Origin of the sequence: Rhizobium sp. BK060, from assembly GCF_014193145.1 — a bacterium.
Taxonomy (GTDB): Bacteria; Pseudomonadota; Alphaproteobacteria; order Rhizobiales; family Rhizobiaceae; genus Rhizobium.
This window is the reverse complement of sequence record NZ_JACHYW010000031.1, coordinates 1-16378: the sequence shown is the minus strand read 5'-3', so window position 1 is coordinate 16378 and position 16378 is coordinate 1. Positions and strand designations below refer to the sequence as shown.

Sequence of the window (16378 nt, the reverse complement as noted above, 5' to 3'; positions counted from 1 at the left end):
CTTTTAGAGATAACGGCCGTGGCGTTGCAGGATTTCGATCTTGTAGCCGTCGGGATCGGTAACGAAGAAGAACAGCGCCAGCAGTTTGCCGTCGCGATTGAGTTCGACGATCTTGCCAGGGTTCAGGCCCGCTTCCATCAGGCGCTTATGCTCGATCTTCACTTCCTGGACAGAGAGGGCAAGATGCCCATAGCCATTGCCGAGATCATAGGGTTCAGTGCGCCCCTTGTTGACCGTCAGCTCCAGCTCGAAGCCGGTTTCGTCGTTGCTCATGTAGATCAGGGTGAAGGTATCGAAGTCGATGCGATCGGCGACTTTGAGGCCGAAACCCTTGCCGTAGAACTCGACCGAGCGCGCCTCGTCGAGAACGCGGATCATGGAATGAATCATCTTGGCCAAGGCTGCCTCCCGTTGCCGATATCACGGCAGCCTTGGTAGCCGCCGCCTCAGGCCGGGCGCAAGCCAATTCTTTGCGTGATGGCGTTTTCGACAAGCCCCATCGCATCATAGATCAGCACTGCCATTAGGCCGACGATCAGACCACCTTGCAGGATGAAGGCGGTATTGTCGGAAATCAGCCCGGCGATGATGACTTCGCCAAGGCCCTTGGCCGCCACCGTCGAGCCGATCGTCGCGGTGCCGATGTTGATGACGGTCGCAACCTTCAAGCCCTCGAGGATCAGCGGCAGAGCAAGCGGCAGTTCCACCTGAAAGAGCCGCTGTCTGCCATTCATGCCCATGCCATCGGCGGCATCAAGCACGGAGGGGGAGACCTGCTTCAGGCCGGAGACGGTGTTCTCGAAGATCGGCAGCAGGCCATAGAGAAAGAGGGCGATCAACGTCGGACCGGCACCGAAGCCGGTTGCTGGCACGGCCAAAGCGAGCACCGCGACCGGCGGAAAGGTCTGGCCGGCATTGGCAATCGCCCGCGACAACGGCAGGAAGTCTTCGCCGCTCTTGCGGGTGACGAAAATGCCGCCGAGGATCGCAAGAACGGCGCTGCCCGCGATCGAGATCGCCACAAGAAAGAGATGCGAAGCGGCAAGCTGCGGAAGACTGTTTTGCGTGTAGACGGCCGGCGCATTGTTACTCGTCAACGGCACGAGCAGGAACGACAGCCACTCCGTCCTGAACAGGAGGATCAGCAGCAACAGCAGTGCGACGACGCGGAAGAGGTTCGCGAAGACGTGTTTCATGCCTTACGGCCCAGTTCGAGCAGCCGCGTTATCGAGATCGAGCCGATAGGCGCCCTGTCGCCATCCTGAACGGCGGCTTCGTCGACGCCTTGCCAGATCATCTCGGCCAGCGCGTCGCGCAGGCTGAGCGATTCTGGTAATGTGTAAGCCAGGCCTGACTTCGCCGGCTCCATGCTCTCCTTCAGTGGCAGCAGCGACATCAGTTTCAGTGCCCGGTCGGAGGTGCCGGTCAATTGCTGCACGAAGGGATCGGCCGGCTCGGTCAGGATCTTTTCCGGGGTCGAGCATTGCAGCAGCTTGCCGACGCTCATCACGGCGATCTGGTTGCCGAGGTGGAAGGCCTCGTCCATATCGTGCGTCACGAGGACGACGGTCGTACCGAACTGCTTCTGGATCGCGAGGAGATCGTCTTGCGCCTTGCCGCGGATGACAGGATCGAGCGCGCCGAACGGCTCGTCCATCAATAGCAGTTCCGGTTCCGCCGCCAGCGCACGCGCAACGCCGACGCGCTGCTGCTGGCCGCCCGAGAGCTGATGCGGATATTTCTCGGCGAAGGTCGCCGGATCGAGGTTGAAGAGGCCGAGCAGTTCCTCGACGCGGGCTTTGATTTTTACCGTGTCCCAGCCGAGAAGCTGCGGCACCGTCGCGATGTTCTGTGCGACCGTCCGATGAGGAAAGAGGCCGTGGCCCTGGATCGCGTAGCCGATCTTGCGGCGCAGTTCCGTCACTGGCACATCCATGATGTTCTGCCCGCCAACGAAGATCTCACCCGCGGTGATCGGCACGAGACGGTTGATCATCCGCATCAGTGTCGATTTGCCCGAGCCCGACGTACCGACGATGACGGTGATCGAGCCCTTCTCGACATCCATCGAGACATTGTCGACGACGGTTGCCGCTCCGTAGCGCTTGGTAACGTTCCTGATCTCGATCATGCTCATGCAGCGGATCCCCGTATGCTGTCGATGACCGCATCGAGGATGACGGCCGAAGAAAAGGCGAAGAAAACGGTCGGCACGGCGCCGAGCAGAACGAGATCCATGGCTGTCTGGCCAAGCCCCTGGAAGATGAAGATGCCGAAGCCGCCACCGCCGATCAGCGCTGCCACCGTCACCAGACCGATCGCCTGAACGAGGACGATGCGAATGCCTGTCAGGATGACGGGAAAGGCCAGCGGCAGGTCGATGCCAGTGAGGATCTGGCGGCGCGTCAAGCCCATCCCCGCCGCGGCGTCGCGGACCGAGGGATCAACACCCTGCAGACCGACGACCGTGTTGGCGACGATCGGCAGCAGCGAATAAAGGATGAGCGCGATCAGCGCTGGCGCAGCACCGATGCCGCGAATGCCGATCGAGGCAGCCGCCGGCACATGGGTCGCGAGATAGCCGAGCGGCAGCATCAGAATACCGAAAAGCGCAAGGCTCGGGATTGTCTGGATCAGGCTGAGACCCTGTAGCACTGCGGCACGCAGCTTCGGAACCCAGAAACACAGGATGCCGAGCGGCAGGCCGATGACGATCGCGGTCGCCAGCGAGCCGAATGCGAGCAGCAGATGGGCCAGCGCCTCGGTCCAGAATTGCGCGGATCGGGTCGCGAATTCCTTCATGATCGAGAGATTGTCGAGCAGACCCGACGTGAGGAAGATTCCGAGCAGGCCGGTGTAAGCAGCAAGGGCTGCAATCCGCATCCACGGAGTAAGCCTGATCTTGACGAGCGCGTCCGAGATGATGAGCCCGATGACCGCGAACAGCACCCAGAATCCGCCGCCAGGCGTCATGCGTGCGGCATTGCTGTTCGGTGGTGTGAATACCGCGGCCGCAAGCCCGATCGTCGCAAGCAGCGCCGCAAAGCAGAGGGTCGCGATCACCAGCCGCAGCAGCGCGTTCTGCAGAAACAGAACGGCCAGTGCGGTGACGATTAGGAGGATTGTCAGGATGATGGCGGACGGCTGGTTCAGAAGCTGCGTCAGCAGCATGGGCTTTCCGGCGGCGATGCGGTTTGCCTTCACATAGATGAAAGGCAGGAGCGCAGTTGCGACGATGCCGGCCGTCACCAACACCGCGCCGAGCCGGTCCAGCTTGCGGACCGCTAAGGTTTCTTCCATCGATCCATCCCTGTCCGGTCAGAAACGATGCTCCGCCCGCGGCGGGCGGAGCATCGGGCGACGAGATTACTTCAGGAAGCCTTTTTCCTTCAGGTAGCCTTCGGCAACGGATTTCGCCGGTTCGCCATCGACTTGGATCTTGCCGTTCAGCTTGCGCAGTTCATCCGCGCTCAGGCTCTTGAAGATTGGTGCGAGGACTTCTTCGATCTTCGGGTTTGCCTTTAGCACTTCTTCACGGATGATCGCGGTCGGCGCATAGACCTGCTGCACGTTCTTGTCGTCCTCGAGAACGGTCAGTTCGGCGGCTTGGATCGCACCGTCCGTGCCGTAGACCATGGCCGTGTTGGCGCCGTTCGTCTGGTCGGCTGCGGCCTTGATGGTCGCGGCCGTGTCACCGCCCGAAAGAACGATTTCCTGATCCGGCTTCAGCGTGAAGCCGTAGGTCGTCTGGAATGCCGGAAGCGCGCCGGCCGAATTGATGAACTCGGCGGAAGCGACCAGCTTGGCAGCCCCGCCGCCGGCGACCCATTTTCCGAAATCCGACATGGTCTTCAGGTTGTTCGGGCCGGCAACATCATTGCGCACGGCGAGCGCCCAGGTGTTGTTCGCCGGAGAAGGCGTCAGCCAGACGATCTTGTTGGCGTCGTAGTCGAGCTTCTTCGCGAGGTCGTAGCCCTGAAGAAGATTTTTCCAGGCCGGGTCGTCGGCCTTGTTGAAGAAGAAGCCGGCGTTACCTGTGTATTCCGGATAGATATCGATTTCGCCGGCAGTGATCGCCTTGCGAAGAACCGGCGTCGTACCGAGCGCGACGCGGTCCTGCGTCTTGATGCCGTTTGCGTTGAGCGCCAGCACGATGACGTTGCCGAGCAGCGTGCCCTCAGTATCGATCTTCGATGAAACGACGACGTCTGCAGCATCGGCCGCGCCTGCCGCAAAAGCGGAGAGCGAAACGGCAAGAGCGAATTTCTTCAGCATGGATTGTCCCCTTGATTTACACCGTTGGACTGCGCGGAAAGCCCCGGCGGAGGGCTCCCACGTATAAAATCACCGGCGAAAGCAGCCCCGCTACGATCGTGCCGGAAATACGTGCGTGATGGAAATAGCGTTCGCGTTGAAAAAATCGATGCAAGCCTCTCCAGTTTTGCGGTCGCGGCGTGATTATGGCGGTGAATGCAAACGCTTGCGCGAAAATGCATTTCCTTTTCTATCGCCGGCGCGATTTGTTTTTGTTCCCTTACGCGTTTCCGCAGATGTCCGGTGCTCTTTTCCGTGGTTCTACTGCCACGCCCGGTTTTGTACTTGGCAGGAACGATAGCCGGCCGATTTCCCGGCAGGGATATCTTTTTTAACGAACACATCATATCGTTCGATTTTCCATATCGTTACGGAGAACGCGGTTGCAGCTCGGCACGTTGTTTGTTGCTAATCACGTGCTCTCGTCCGGGTCGGTGAGAGAGACGGCACGAAACCTTTCACTCGCGGTATCGACGGTTTCGACAGCAGTCCGCAGCCTTGAGACCGAGCTTGCGCTCAAACTGACCGAGCGCAGTTCCGGCGAGCTTGCGACGCTGCTTGCCAGCGACGACGTCCGCGAAAAACTCCTGCCGATTGTGCAGTCGGCGGAGGATCTGGCGGAATGGATTGGGACAGACAAGCCGTCGCGCCTGCCGATCAAGATCGCCACCATGGAGCGATTTCTCGAGGTCGCCGACCAGGGCAGCATCAACCGTGCGGCGCGGCGGCTGAAGCTTGGTCAGCCGCAGCTTTCGCTTCAGATCGCGACTTTGGAGAAGGCACTGGGTCATCGCCTGTTTGAGCGGCAGGCTCAGGGCTCTGTGCTAACCGAGCATGGCCACCAGGTCTATGCCATCTTCCAGGCCATCGCTCAGAGATGGAATGATTTGAAGGCATCCTCCGACGAGCGCTATCAGCGCACCGCGCGGGCGCTTCGCATCGGTTCGATCATCCCAACAGGATCGGAAAGTTGGGTAGCGCGATGCCTTGGCGCGCTGGTTGCGGAGTGGAATGCCAGCCGCAGCAAGAACGCGATCTCGCTCGTACTGATGACCGCGGATGACTTGCGGGAAGCTCTCAAGGCCGGCCGTATCGATGTTGCAATTCTCGACTCCGTCTTCGGCCTCGAGCGCTTCCGACACCGTGAATTGCTGCAGACGAACATGGTTCTTATCGCGCCGCCGCAGAGCCGCGAGCGGACAGTGGCCGAGCTTGTCGAAGGTCACGCGATCTGCACGCCGAGTTCCCGGACGGGCCTCGGACACGCCACGATGGCGCTCAGCCACGAGCGCGTCAACAATCGCCGCTACCGAAACCGGGATATCACGGCGGCTGACTCGCTGCCTGTCATCGTCGACCTTGTGGCCAATCACGGCTACATCTCGTTTCTTGGCCGCGTCAGCGCCATGCCCATCGCCGACAAAGTTCGGATCGTCGAGCTCGCTGAGTCCATTCCGATGTCCTATCATGTCGCCTTCAACCATCGGAAAGCTTCGGCTGACGCAAGTGCCATGATCATCGACGCCGTCGCCAAAATAATTGCCACGCCCATCGCGCAGGAGAGCGCCTTCGCTTAAAGAGACAGCGGCGGACAAGGAGATTCGAGCGTGACCGTTTTGCTGGAAGTATGCGTAGACAGCCCGCAGGGCCTTGTGGCTGCGATCGCCGGCGGTGCCGGCCGCATTGAGCTCTGCTCGGCTCTGGAGCTTGGCGGACTGACGCCGGTTGCGGGCCTGATGAAGGCTGCGGCCGCCGCACCTGTTCCTGTCTATGCGATGATCCGGCCGCATGCCGGGCCCTTCGTATTCGATGCGGTCGACGAAGAAGCGATGATGGCCGATATTGACGCCGTGCGCGCCTTCGGCCTCGCCGGGGTTGTCATCGGCGCCAATCGTTTGGACGGTACACTGGATGTACCGCTGATCAGCCGGTTAAAGGCTCGCGCCGAGGGACTTGGATCGACCCTTCACCGCGCCTTCGATCTCGTCCCTGATGCCGATGCAGCGCTGGAACAGGCGATCGAGCTTGGCTGCGAGCGCGTTCTCACGTCCGGCTGTGTGCCGAAGGTGATCGACGGCTTGGAGACGCTGGGTCGTCTCTCCCGCAAGGCCGCCGGCCGCGTTTCGATCATGCCCGGCAGCGGCGTGCGTCCCGGCAACGTGGGCGACATACTAAGGGTTACGGGCGCAAGCGAGGTTCACGCCTCCTGCAGCTCACGGGTTGACAGCATCGATCCAAGGGCGGTTGCCTTCGGCTTCGAAGCCGCGACGACGAACCGGACGGATGCCGACGTAGTGCGTCAAATGCGGGCGGCGATCGACGCGCTTTAGGCGCCGACCTTGATGACTGCCTTGATCAGGCCGCTCTTTTCGTGCGCCCAGCGTGCCAGGTCACGCGGCGCGTCCGCCAGCGTCGTGCGGTGAGTGATCAGCTGCTCGACGGGCACGAGTCCTTTGGCGATCGAATCTGCGACATGCTCGAAATCCACGCGCGTCGCGTTGCGGCTACCGATCACCATCATTTCACGCTTATGAAACTCCGGATCGGAGAAACGGATGTCGTCCTTGACGACGCTGACGAGCACAAGCGCGCCGCCATGGGCAACGAAGCCGAAGGCCTTCTCCATCGACGGGCCATAGCCGGTGGCATCAAAGACGACGTCAAAACCATCGCCGTCAGTCTTCGCTTTGACAGCTTCGGAGGCACCTTCGCCGGCAACGATGCCTGAGGAGAAGTTGAACCGGTCAGCAGCCATCTGCAGTCGCTCCTGACTGGTGTCGAGCAATGTGACCTCATGCCCGGCAATCCGCGAGAAGATCGCGGCGCCCAGCCCGATCGGACCGGCACCGATGACGAGTGAGCGTGATCCGGCCGGCGCCATGGAACGGCGGACCGCATGGGCGCCGATTGCGAGGAACTCGGTGGTGGCTGCGGCCTCCAGGCTCACGCCCTTTGCAGCATAGAGATTGCCGGCCGGCACCGAAATCTCGTCGCAGAACGCTCCGTCCGTGTGCACGCCCAACACCTTGATGTCCGTGCAGCAATTCGGCTTGCCCTGGCGGCAGGCAACGCAGCTGCCACACGAAAGATAGGGGTTGACGATGACGGGCGTGCCGACCGCCATGGCAACACCGTCGCCTGTTTCCAGAACCGTCGCGGAGATCTCGTGCCCCATCACGCGTGGATATTCGAGGAATGGATGCTTGCCCTCGAAGATGTGGTAGTCGGTGCCACAGATACCGACATGGCTGACCGCAAGGCGGATCCAGCCGGGTGACGGCGCGCCGGGGGAAGGGCGTTCCACGAGTTCGAGGACACCGGGTTCTTTGCAGAGCACTGCTTTCATGATGGTCTCGCATTCCTGAAATGGAAGAAGCCGGCCTCGGGGCCGGCTCCGTATGTCGCTGCCTGCTTACGGGTTGCGGCGGCGGCGCAGTTGATCGAAGTAGACGATCACGATGATCAGCAGACCGGTGATGATGCGCTGCCAGAACGAATTGACGTTGAGCAGGTTCGCACCGTTGTTGATGGTTGCCAGAATGAAGGCGCCGATGAGCGGCCCGTGGACCGAACCGACAGCGCCGAACAGACTGGTGCCGCCGATCACAGAGGAAGCGATCGCCTGCAGCTCCCATCCGTCGGCCTGTGTGGCGTTGCCGATCGCGATACGCGAGGCAAGCAGAACGCCGACGAAGGCAGCGAACGTCGCCGAGAGGATGTAGGCGAGGTAAATGATGCCGTTCACCCGGACGCCCGACAGGCGGGCCGCTTCACGGTTCGAGCCGACGGCGAAGAGATAGCGTCCCCATCGGCTCAGATGCAGGAAGATGTAGGACGGCACCGCGACGAGAATGACCATCCAGAACAGGCTCGGCACTCCGAGGAAGTCGGCGCGGGCAAAGTTCGTGAAGGGCTCGTTGACGATGTTGATCGTCGAGCCGTTGGTGATCAGAAGCCCGATGCCGCGCAACGACGTGAGCGTTGCCAGCGTGATGATGAAAGGCGGCAGTCCCATTTTGACGATGCCGAAGCCATGGAACACCCCGATGCCGACGCCGATCAGCAGCGTTATCAGGATAGACGCCCAGACCGGCACGCCCGCCTGCAGCAGCCAGGCAAGGATGACGCTGGTAAAGCCGACGATCGCTCCGACCGAAAGGTCGATGCCGGCGGTGATGATCACGAAGGTCTGGCCAAGAGCCAAAATCGCCGTCATTGCGCCTTGGCGCAGGAGGTTGGAGATATTCAGTGGCGTCCAGAAGCTGGCAGTCACGAAGCCGAGAACGATCCAAAGGAAGGCCAGGAGCCCGATTAGAGTCAGGCCGAAAAGGATGTTCACTTTTCGACGCGGCGGCGGCGCGGCGATCTCGGTGGGGGTTGCGGTCATTGGTTCTCTCTCCCTCTTATTCTTTTAGACGCCGATCGCTTCGCTCAGCACTTCTTCATGTGTTGCGGCGTGGAAGTCGTGGCTCGCGACAAGCTGGCCGCGGCGGAAGACGTGCAGCCTATCCGCAAGCTCATAAACCTCGGGCAGATAGGACGAGATCAGAATGATCCCGGCCCCCTGCTTCAGAAGCTTGGCGAACAGCCGGTAGATTTCCGCCTTGGTGCCAACATCGACGCCCACGGTCGGCTCGTCGAAGATGAAGAGCCGTGCGCCATAGCTCAGCCACTTGCCGATGACGACTTTCTGTTGATTGCCGCCGGACATGGCCGAAACCAGAACGCGCCGGCTGGGCGTCTTGATCGCGAGGTCACGGATCTGTTGGTCGGCATTCTGCGTTTCTTCGCTGTGGCTGATGACCGGGCCCTTGCTCAGCCGCTTGAAGACCGGGAGGTTGATGTTGAGCCCGATCGGTAGGTTGAGGCAAAGACCCTGGTCGCGGCGGCTCTCCGGCGCCAGCGCGATCCCGAGCTCCATCGCCGTGCGTTCGCTGTTGATATCGACCTTCTTGCCCATCCAGTGGATCTCACCGGCCGTCGTCTTTTCCCGGCCGAAAAGGCCCAGCGCGAATTCGCTTCGCCCCGCACCGATCAGGCCGTAAAGGCCGACGATCTGCCCGGCCTTGACCGAGAGCGACACGTTCTCGAAGCCCGGCCCAGAAAGGCCGCGCACGTCGAGGATCGTTTCTCCGATCGGGATCTCTTCCTTATGATAGATCTGCTCGATCGAGCGGTTGATCATGAGAGCGATCAGCTCGGCCTCGTTCGTCTCGCCGATGGCGCGCGTGCCGACATGCGTGCCGTCGCGAAGTACCGAAACACGGTCGGCGAGCTCGAACACTTCCTCCATGCGGTGGCTGATGTAGACGATCGTCACGCCTTCGCCCTGCAGGCGACGGATCAGCTTGAAAAGTTGGGCCGATTCCTGACGCGTAAGGTAAGCGGTCGGTTCGTCGAAGATCAGAAACTGGGTGCCGCGCATCGCCGCACGCGCCGTCGCGACGAGCTGCTGCTGGCCGATCGTCAGATCGGCGAGCGGGACGCCGGCGGGCAGCCCGAAGCCGAGATCGTCGAGCACGGCTTGCGCCATCTTCTCCATCTCTCTCTTGCGCATCAGGCCGTATTGATTGACCTCGTCGCCAAGGAAGAGATTGGCCGCGACCGTCAGATGCGGGCAAAGCACGACTTCCTGATGGACGGCGTTGATGCCGCGCGCGATCGCCTCGTTCGGCGTTGCCAGCGCGACGGGGTGTCCGCACCAGAGGATCTCGCCGGCCGTTCTGGTGATAACGCCTGTCAGCAGCTTGATCAGCGTCGACTTTCCGGCTCCGTTCTCACCTACAATCGCATGAATCTCGCCGGCCAGAAACGTCATCGTCGCCGGCTTCAGCGCCTGAACGTAGCCGTAATTCTTTTGCAATCCCTTGAGTTCGAGGATTGGGGCGCCCGCCGGAATGCGGTTTCCCTCCGTCAGCGTGGCGCTGTCATCGTGGCGATGACTGACCTCTTCCAGGCTCATGGACGTCTCCTTCTCGCGAATTGCCAACTCTCCACCGGCCGTCCGCGCTCCTCATGCGGACGATAACACAGGTGAAGGAAAGGCCGCGCGGGATTTCTCCCGCGCGGCCATCGTCAGATCATTACTTGATCTTCGGGTTCAGCAGAGCGTCGATCTTCGGGTCGCTCATGTTGGCCTTGGTGACCAGGTTGGCACCGGTATCGACCTTCTCTTCGACCTTCTCGCCCTTGGATACGGCGAGCGCCGTCTTCACGCCGTCATAGCCCATGCGATAGGGATCCTGAACAACGAGACCGGCAAGCGAGCCGTCCTTGAGGAAGCCAACCGTCTTGTCGTCGCTATCGAAGGCGATGACCTTGATCTTGTCGCCGAGCTTGTTTTCCGCAATCGCTTGGCCAACACCCTGACCCAGGATCAGGTTCGAGGCGAAGACACCCACGAGGTTCGGATTGGCCGTGATCAGATCGGTCATCATGTTGAGGCCGGTCGTCGCCTGGCCATCACCGTATTTGTCGGCGATGACCTTCAGGCCGGGATGCTTCGTCTTTACTTGATCCAGGAAACCTTCGCGGCGCTGCTCAAGCGAGCCGACGCCCGGAAGGTTGGTAAGGATGACGACTTCGCCCTCTTCCTTGCCGGTCATTTCCTTAATGGCCGCGGCAAGGCCGTCGGCTGCGATGCGCCCGCCCTGAACGTTGTCGGTCGTCAGGAACGACTTAAACGCCTGGGAGTCCGCGGCCGAGTCGATGCCGATGATCGGAACGGACTTGGCGGCTTCGTCGATCGGCTTGCCGAGCGCCTTGAACTCCGTCGGCGAGATCACGATTGCAGCCGGCTTGCCGGCAACGGCGTTCTCAAGAATGCTGATCTGGCCGTTGATGTCGGATTCGGCCTGTGCGCCGAGTTCCGGCACGTTGACGCCGAGATCCTTGCCGGCAGCGCGGGCGCCGGCCAGAACGATCTGCCAGTAGAAGGACGTCGTGTCCTTGACGATGATCGGGATCGTCACGTCAGCTGCGAACGACGTCACCGGCATTGCGGTGGCGATAACGGCAGCACCCGCGAGAGCCGTGAAGGCTCGGCGCGACAGAATGGATTTCATGCGCATGTAGTTCTCCTCCTAGGTGCGTTCTCCTCCAGGTAAACCGTACCGCTGAACGCAGGCGGACGATTTTTATCGATAAAAAACATTTACTACGAGAAGCTAGCCGAGCGAAAGTCAAATTGCAAGTAGCTTAGCAGGCTCGATTGTCGTTTCTTCATTCGCCGTAAGTGATTGTTTTTACGATTATTCAACCGCAGTCTGACGTTCTGTCAACCGCGATAGACTTCATGGGGGTGAACGACGCCTTTCTTCAAAATCAAGTTGCCGTAGAGCCGGAATTCGGTCGTTGCCACGATATAGGCAGCCGTGCGAGCGCGCTCATAAAAGGCAAAGCGTTCGAGGGAGGCGATCCTGAAGTCGCCAGCGCGCCTCGACACGATTTCCTGAAATTCGGCACAAACTTCGGGCACGGCAGTCGGATCGCCGACCACCTCCATGCGCCACGCCGTTTCCGGCACGAACGTATCAAGCGGAAAATGCGTCAGGATGGCCCCGGCCATGTCGGTCGCGCTGACGCCGTCGGCGCGGATGACCTCCGGCCCCATCGTGCTCGACGGGAAGTTGGCGTCGGCAATCACGATGTCGTCGCCGTGTCCCATGCGAGCGATCGCACGCAGCAGGTCGGGATTGAGGATGGGGTGGATGCCTTTAAGCATAGCCAGTCCTTAAATACGCACAGCGTCTTCGCCGAGCGGCGGCGCGACGAGCGTCAGAGCGTCGAATTCGGGGAAGATGGAGTCCGGCAACGTGGGCTCGAAAAGCTCCATGTTGCGCTGCAAGCTTGATGCCTTGGCCGTGCCGATCAGCACGGACGAGACTAGCGGATCGCGGAGCGGAAACTGCAGAGCAGGGGCGGCCAGTGGCACACCGTGCTTAACGGCAATCTTTTCCATGCTCGCGACCTTGGCGAGCACGTCATCTGTCGCCGGCATATAGTCGAAATGCGAGCCGGGCACGGGTCCGGTTGCAAGGATACCTGAATTGAAGACGCCGCCGACCACGAGCGATGTGCCCTTCTTCCGACAGAGCGGCAGCAGCTCGGCAACTGCCGATCGGTCGAGCAGGGTGTAGCGCCCGGCCATCAGGATGCAGTCGATATCGGCATTACGCATCACGTCAAGGCAGACCGGGACCTCGTTGACGCCAAGCCCGAAGGCCTTGATCGCTCCGGAGGATTTCAGCTCCTCCAACGCCTTGATGCCGCTATCCAGGAATTGCTTCTGGAGGATGGCGTTCTTGGCCGCACCATGGGTGTATCTGCCGATGTCGTGGACATAGAGGATATCGATCCGGTTCAGGCCGAGACGGGCGTAGCTGAACTCCACCGAGCGCATGATGCCGTCGTAGGAATAGTCGTAGTCGGCATCGAAGCAGAGCGGATCGACATAGCTATAATCGGGAACCGTCCCCGTCGGCACCGGGCGCAGCAGCCGGCCCACCTTGGTCGAGAGCACCCACTCCTTTTCCGGCTTGTCACGCAGGAAATCGCCGAAGCGACGCTCCGCAAGGCCAAGGCCATACCATGGCGCGACATCGAAGTAGCGAATGCCGCTGTCCCATGCAGCCTCCAGCGTCTCCATGGCCTGCTCGCGCGGGCAGGTCCGATACAGGCCGCCGAGAGCCGCGCCACCGAAGCTCACTTCGGTCACGTCAAGCTCCGTCCTGCCGATGCTCCTCCTCTTCATCCTTCCTCCTGCGAAGACCTGATATTTCGTGTGGTTTAGAGCGTCGCTCCGAGATGCCACGGCACGAACTCATTGTCGCCGTAGCCGAATTCTTCGCTTTTCGTCTTCTTGCCCGACGCTGTGTCGATGATCAGATCGAAGATCTCGCGGCCCTTCGCGCTAATGGTTGCATCGCCTGTCGCGATCGTGCCGCAGTCGATATCCATGTCCTCTTCCATCGAGGCATAAAGAGCCGAGTTGCTGGAAAGCTTGATCGAAGGCGCCGGGCGGCAGCCGAAGCAGCTGCCGCGGCCGGTGGTGAAGGCGATCATGTTCGCGCCACCGGCCACCTGGCCGGTTGCCGAAACCGGATCGTAGCCGGGGGTATCCATGAAGACCAGACCCGGCGCGCTGACGCGCTCGGCATAGCCATAGACGGCGGTCAAGGGCGAACGACCGCCCTTGGCGACGGCGCCAAGCGATTTTTCTAGAATGGTCGTCAGGCCGCCACGCTTGTTGCCGGGCGAGGGGTTGTTATCCAGCGATGCGCCATGCAACGCCACATATTTCTCCCACCAGGCGATCTTATCGTCGAGCTTGCGGGCAACCTCATCGTTGACTGCACGGCTTCGCAGTAGGTGCTCCGCGCCATAGATCTCGGATGTTTCGGAGAGGATCGCCGTGCCGCCGGCAGCCGCCAGCAGGTCGGCGGCCACTCCAAGCGCCGGATTGGCGGTGATGCCGGAAAATCCATCCGAGCCACCGCACTGCAGGCCGATGATGATATCGCTGATCGGCAGCGGCACCCGCTTTTCCTTGGCGACATCCTGAGCAATCTCGCGCAGCATGCCCATGGCGCGCGCAACCGCACGGCGCGAGCCACCGGCATCTTGGATGTTGAAATGGCGCTTGGAATTGCCGGCGCCGCTTTGGCCGTAGAGCGTGAGCTGGTTGACTTCGCAGCCGAGCCCGATCATCAGCACGCCACCGAAGTTCACATGCCTGGTATAGCCGGCAAGTGTCCGGTGGAGGACCGCCATGCCGTCGCCGGTGGAGCTCATGCCGCAACCTTGATCGTGCACGATCGGCACGAAACCGTCGATGCCGTCGAAATGCGGCAGGATCGTCCGGTTGGCCTCGTCGGCGATCGCCCGACAGACCGTGGTGGAACAGTTCACGCTGGCAATGATGCCGATGTAGTTGCGCGTCGCCGAGCGGCCGTCGGCGCGACGATAGCCCATGAACGTGCGCGCTCTGTCTGCGGCGCTTGCTTCCTCGGGCGCCGAATTGGCCGTTGCCGCAAGACGATCGTTCTCGAAATGCAGATTGTGGCTGTGAATATGGTCGCCGGCCCTAACGTCAGCCGTCGTCCGCCCGATCGCTTGCCCGTATTTGACGACCGGCTGGCCGAGCGGAATATCGGCCAATGCAATCTTGTGGCCGGGATCGATCTTCTCGCGGGTCTGGATGCCGGCGACCGTCGCGCCAGAGGGGATCGCCGCCGTTGCGACCGCAACGTTGTCGCCGGCAGACAAGATGATCCAGGGGTCCTTGGTCAACATTCTTCTCCCTAGGGAAACACTCGCTGCGTCGGCGAATGCTCATTGATTTTGTTTTTTATCTACAATAAACATTTTCAAGTCAACGGGATTATTGATCCTGTGGACGAGGGAGGCAAACAGCCGCATGCGATCCAAAATAAGATAAGGATTGCTGAGAGATAAGCTTCTGCCACGCTTCGTGCCGCGCTCCGCGGCCGGCCGTTCGTGTTGCCGAGGCAAGAGGGCGGAGCGCGTATGGCACGGCAGAATACAGTCTTCAAGGAAGCGTACAACCGCTATGCCGCGGCTTTGCGGACGGACGCCGCATTACCGTCGGAGCCCGAGATCGCGTCCCAGCTCGGCATCAGCCGCAGCACGGCGCGTGCCATCCTGACACGGCTCAGCGATGCCGGCATCATTCGCTGGAACAAGCGCCAGAAGGTTGTCCTCCGGCAGCCGACCGAGGCCGATTTCTTCCCGACGGAAGAGACGGATTCGCTGCACGACATCATCGAGCGCAGCTTTATGCAGCGCATTCTGTCGGATGATGCTGCACCCGGCATGCAGATCAACGAGTTGGAACTCGCCCGCGAAATCGGCACCGGCACCACCAGCGTCCGCGAGTTCCTGATCCGCTTTTCGCGGTTCGGCCTGATCGAGAAGCGGCCGAACAGCCACTGGATCCTCAAGGGGTTCACGCGTGACTTTGCGCTTGAACTCGCTGACGTGCGTGAGATGTTCGAGCTGCATTCGGCCGCGGAATTCGGCAAGCTTCCGCCCGAGAGCGACGCGTGGCGCGCGCTCTCGGACATCAAGGCCCAACACCAGGCGATGCTGCGCGATCTCGATACGCGCTACAAGGAGTTTTCCACCCTCGACGAACGCTTCCACCTGCTTATCCACGCAGCCTCGAAGAACCGCTTCATCGCCGATTTCTACGATGCGATCGCGATCATCTTTCACTATCACTACCAGTGGAACAAAGCTTTCGCCCGTGAGCGCAACGAACGCGCCATTTACGAACATCTGGATTATATCGCCGCACTGGAATCACGTGATCAGGCGACGATTGATTTCGCGTGCCGCCTGCATCTGCGCTCGGCGCGGCAGACTCTGCTGCAATCGATTCCGCTGACGCCTTCCGACGAGTTTGAGGCAGAGAGTTAGTCTAAAAGGAAAAACCCGGTCGAAGGCGGGTTTAGTTCTATCGGCACGCCTGCTGGGTGTCAGGCGAGGTCATCGTGGTGCTCACCGGCGGCGTTGGGTTGGATGTGCCACTGGACTCGCGGCGCTGGCGGTCATTCGGATTGCCGCCCGACGAGCCTGACTGTCCGTTCGCAGTGGTGACGTTATTCGCAGCGTTTGGATCCAGCGTGCCGGTGCCATTGTTACTGTCGTTGATACAGGTGTGTTGTTGTTCAGGCCGGGCGTGTTGTCGAGCCGCTGCCGGTCGTATTTGCTCCGCCGCCGGTCGCGCGCTCGATCGCGCCATAGCGCTGGTTGCAAGACCAATTGCTAGAACGGGCGCTCCAAGCGCTCGTAGAAGCATGGCATTTCTCCAATGAAAGAACACAAGGGATAAACTACCGCATTTGCGGACTTTTCCTTGGGTTCGGTTGTGTTTGATCGACGTTCTTCGTCGATCCGCTAAATCTCGTCCTTCCGCTGGACAGATGCTGTCCTTCGGTTCTTGAACCATTCTCCATCTGTGGACGCCCCGGTGAATGCAAGAAGAGTTTCGGGCGGCAGTACGCGTAGTCGGGTGCTGACATCTGTCCGGCCTTTCGCGCGA

The 16378-nt window shown here is 60.9% G+C and carries 15 protein-coding genes; 3 read left to right on the top strand and 12 right to left on the bottom strand.

What is annotated here, in order from left to right:
• Nucleotides 1-3 precede the first annotated feature (3 nt).
• The 5 genes from FHT71_RS26015 to FHT71_RS25995 all read right to left on the bottom strand — a co-directional run bounded on the left by FHT71_RS26015 (nucleotide 4) and on the right by FHT71_RS25995 (nucleotide 4275).
• Entirely contained in the window at nucleotides 4-399 is a 396-nt protein-coding gene (locus tag FHT71_RS26015; protein ID WP_183722698.1) for a VOC family protein, read from the bottom strand.
• A 47-nt stretch (nucleotides 400-446) separates the two neighbouring features.
• Nucleotides 447-1196, bottom strand: coding sequence for an ABC transporter permease (locus FHT71_RS26010; RefSeq protein WP_007801938.1), 750 nt, complete (start codon nucleotides 1194-1196; stop codon nucleotides 447-449).
• Entirely contained in the window at nucleotides 1193-2137 is a 945-nt protein-coding gene (locus tag FHT71_RS26005) for an ABC transporter ATP-binding protein (protein ID WP_132593329.1), read from the bottom strand. The genes FHT71_RS26010 and FHT71_RS26005 overlap by 4 nt, the downstream gene beginning before the upstream one ends.
• Nucleotides 2134-3300, bottom strand: a complete 1167-nt coding sequence (locus FHT71_RS26000) for an ABC transporter permease (protein WP_132593327.1) — start codon at nucleotides 3298-3300, stop codon at nucleotides 2134-2136. Before FHT71_RS26000 ends, FHT71_RS26005 begins: the two co-directional genes overlap by 4 nt.
• A gap of 66 nt (nucleotides 3301-3366) precedes the next feature.
• Nucleotides 3367-4275 (bottom strand): ABC transporter substrate-binding protein, encoded by a 909-nt coding sequence (locus FHT71_RS25995; RefSeq protein WP_132593325.1) that lies wholly within the window; start codon nucleotides 4273-4275, stop codon nucleotides 3367-3369.
• Between the two features lie 422 nt (nucleotides 4276-4697).
• Between FHT71_RS25995 and FHT71_RS25990 the strand changes: the two genes are divergently transcribed.
• Nucleotides 4698-5891, top strand: a complete 1194-nt coding sequence (locus FHT71_RS25990) for a LysR family transcriptional regulator (protein WP_132593323.1) — start codon at nucleotides 4698-4700, stop codon at nucleotides 5889-5891.
• A 30-nt stretch (nucleotides 5892-5921) separates the two neighbouring features.
• A complete protein-coding gene (locus FHT71_RS25985; RefSeq protein WP_132593321.1) occupies nucleotides 5922-6644 on the top strand; it encodes a copper homeostasis protein CutC in 723 nt (240 codons plus the stop codon).
• Here the strand turns inward: FHT71_RS25985 and FHT71_RS25980 are convergent.
• The 7 genes from FHT71_RS25980 to FHT71_RS25950 all read right to left on the bottom strand — a co-directional run bounded on the left by FHT71_RS25980 (nucleotide 6641) and on the right by FHT71_RS25950 (nucleotide 14604).
• Nucleotides 6641-7660 (bottom strand): zinc-binding alcohol dehydrogenase family protein, encoded by a 1020-nt coding sequence (locus tag FHT71_RS25980; protein WP_132593319.1) that lies wholly within the window; start codon nucleotides 7658-7660, stop codon nucleotides 6641-6643. The genes FHT71_RS25985 and FHT71_RS25980 overlap by 4 nt on opposite strands.
• A gap of 66 nt (nucleotides 7661-7726) precedes the next feature.
• Nucleotides 7727-8701, bottom strand: a complete 975-nt coding sequence (locus tag FHT71_RS25975; RefSeq protein WP_007801926.1) for an ABC transporter permease — start codon at nucleotides 8699-8701, stop codon at nucleotides 7727-7729.
• A gap of 24 nt (nucleotides 8702-8725) precedes the next feature.
• Nucleotides 8726-10276, bottom strand: coding sequence for a sugar ABC transporter ATP-binding protein (locus tag FHT71_RS25970; protein ID WP_007801924.1), 1551 nt, complete (start codon nucleotides 10274-10276; stop codon nucleotides 8726-8728).
• Between the two features lie 121 nt (nucleotides 10277-10397).
• Nucleotides 10398-11384, bottom strand: coding sequence for an ABC transporter substrate-binding protein (locus FHT71_RS25965; protein ID WP_007801922.1), 987 nt, complete (start codon nucleotides 11382-11384; stop codon nucleotides 10398-10400).
• 206 nt (nucleotides 11385-11590) lie between these two features.
• Nucleotides 11591-12037, bottom strand: coding sequence for an RbsD/FucU domain-containing protein (locus FHT71_RS25960; protein WP_007801920.1), 447 nt, complete (start codon nucleotides 12035-12037; stop codon nucleotides 11591-11593).
• Nucleotides 12038-12046: 9 nt separating this feature from the next.
• Nucleotides 12047-13066, bottom strand: a complete 1020-nt coding sequence (locus FHT71_RS25955; protein WP_132593317.1) for an aldo/keto reductase — start codon at nucleotides 13064-13066, stop codon at nucleotides 12047-12049.
• 35 nt (nucleotides 13067-13101) lie between these two features.
• Nucleotides 13102-14604 (bottom strand): altronate dehydratase family protein, encoded by a 1503-nt coding sequence (locus FHT71_RS25950; protein ID WP_132593402.1) that lies wholly within the window; start codon nucleotides 14602-14604, stop codon nucleotides 13102-13104.
• Between the two features lie 237 nt (nucleotides 14605-14841).
• Between FHT71_RS25950 and FHT71_RS25945 the strand changes: the two genes are divergently transcribed.
• A complete protein-coding gene (locus FHT71_RS25945; protein WP_007801915.1) occupies nucleotides 14842-15753 on the top strand; it encodes a GntR family transcriptional regulator in 912 nt (303 codons plus the stop codon).
• Nucleotides 15754-16378 lie beyond the last annotated feature (625 nt).

What these genes read in the sequence shown, in the direction of transcription:
- FHT71_RS26010 (WP_007801938.1), bottom strand. Translation starts at nt 1,196, where the DNA reads ATGAAACACGTCTTCGCGAACCTCTTCCGCGTCGTCGCACTGCTGTTG.
- FHT71_RS26005 (WP_132593329.1), bottom strand. Translation starts at nt 2,137, where the DNA reads ATGAGCATGATCGAGATCAGGAACGTTACCAAGCGCTACGGAGCGGCA.
- FHT71_RS26000 (WP_132593327.1), bottom strand. Translation starts at nt 3,300, where the DNA reads ATGGAAGAAACCTTAGCGGTCCGCAAGCTGGACCGGCTCGGCGCGGTG.
- FHT71_RS25995 (WP_132593325.1), bottom strand. Translation starts at nt 4,275, where the DNA reads ATGCTGAAGAAATTCGCTCTTGCCGTTTCGCTCTCCGCTTTTGCGGCA.
- FHT71_RS25980 (WP_132593319.1), bottom strand. Translation starts at nt 7,660, where the DNA reads ATGAAAGCAGTGCTCTGCAAAGAACCCGGTGTCCTCGAACTCGTGGAA.
- FHT71_RS25975 (WP_007801926.1), bottom strand. Translation starts at nt 8,701, where the DNA reads ATGACCGCAACCCCCACCGAGATCGCCGCGCCGCCGCCGCGTCGAAAA.
- FHT71_RS25970 (WP_007801924.1), bottom strand. Translation starts at nt 10,276, where the DNA reads ATGAGCCTGGAAGAGGTCAGTCATCGCCACGATGACAGCGCCACGCTG.
- FHT71_RS25965 (WP_007801922.1), bottom strand. Translation starts at nt 11,384, where the DNA reads ATGCGCATGAAATCCATTCTGTCGCGCCGAGCCTTCACGGCTCTCGCG.
- FHT71_RS25960 (WP_007801920.1), bottom strand. Translation starts at nt 12,037, where the DNA reads ATGCTTAAAGGCATCCACCCCATCCTCAATCCCGACCTGCTGCGTGCG.
- FHT71_RS25955 (WP_132593317.1), bottom strand. Translation starts at nt 13,066, where the DNA reads ATGAAGAGGAGGAGCATCGGCAGGACGGAGCTTGACGTGACCGAAGTG.
- FHT71_RS25945 (WP_007801915.1), top strand. Translation starts at nt 14,842, where the DNA reads ATGGCACGGCAGAATACAGTCTTCAAGGAAGCGTACAACCGCTATGCC.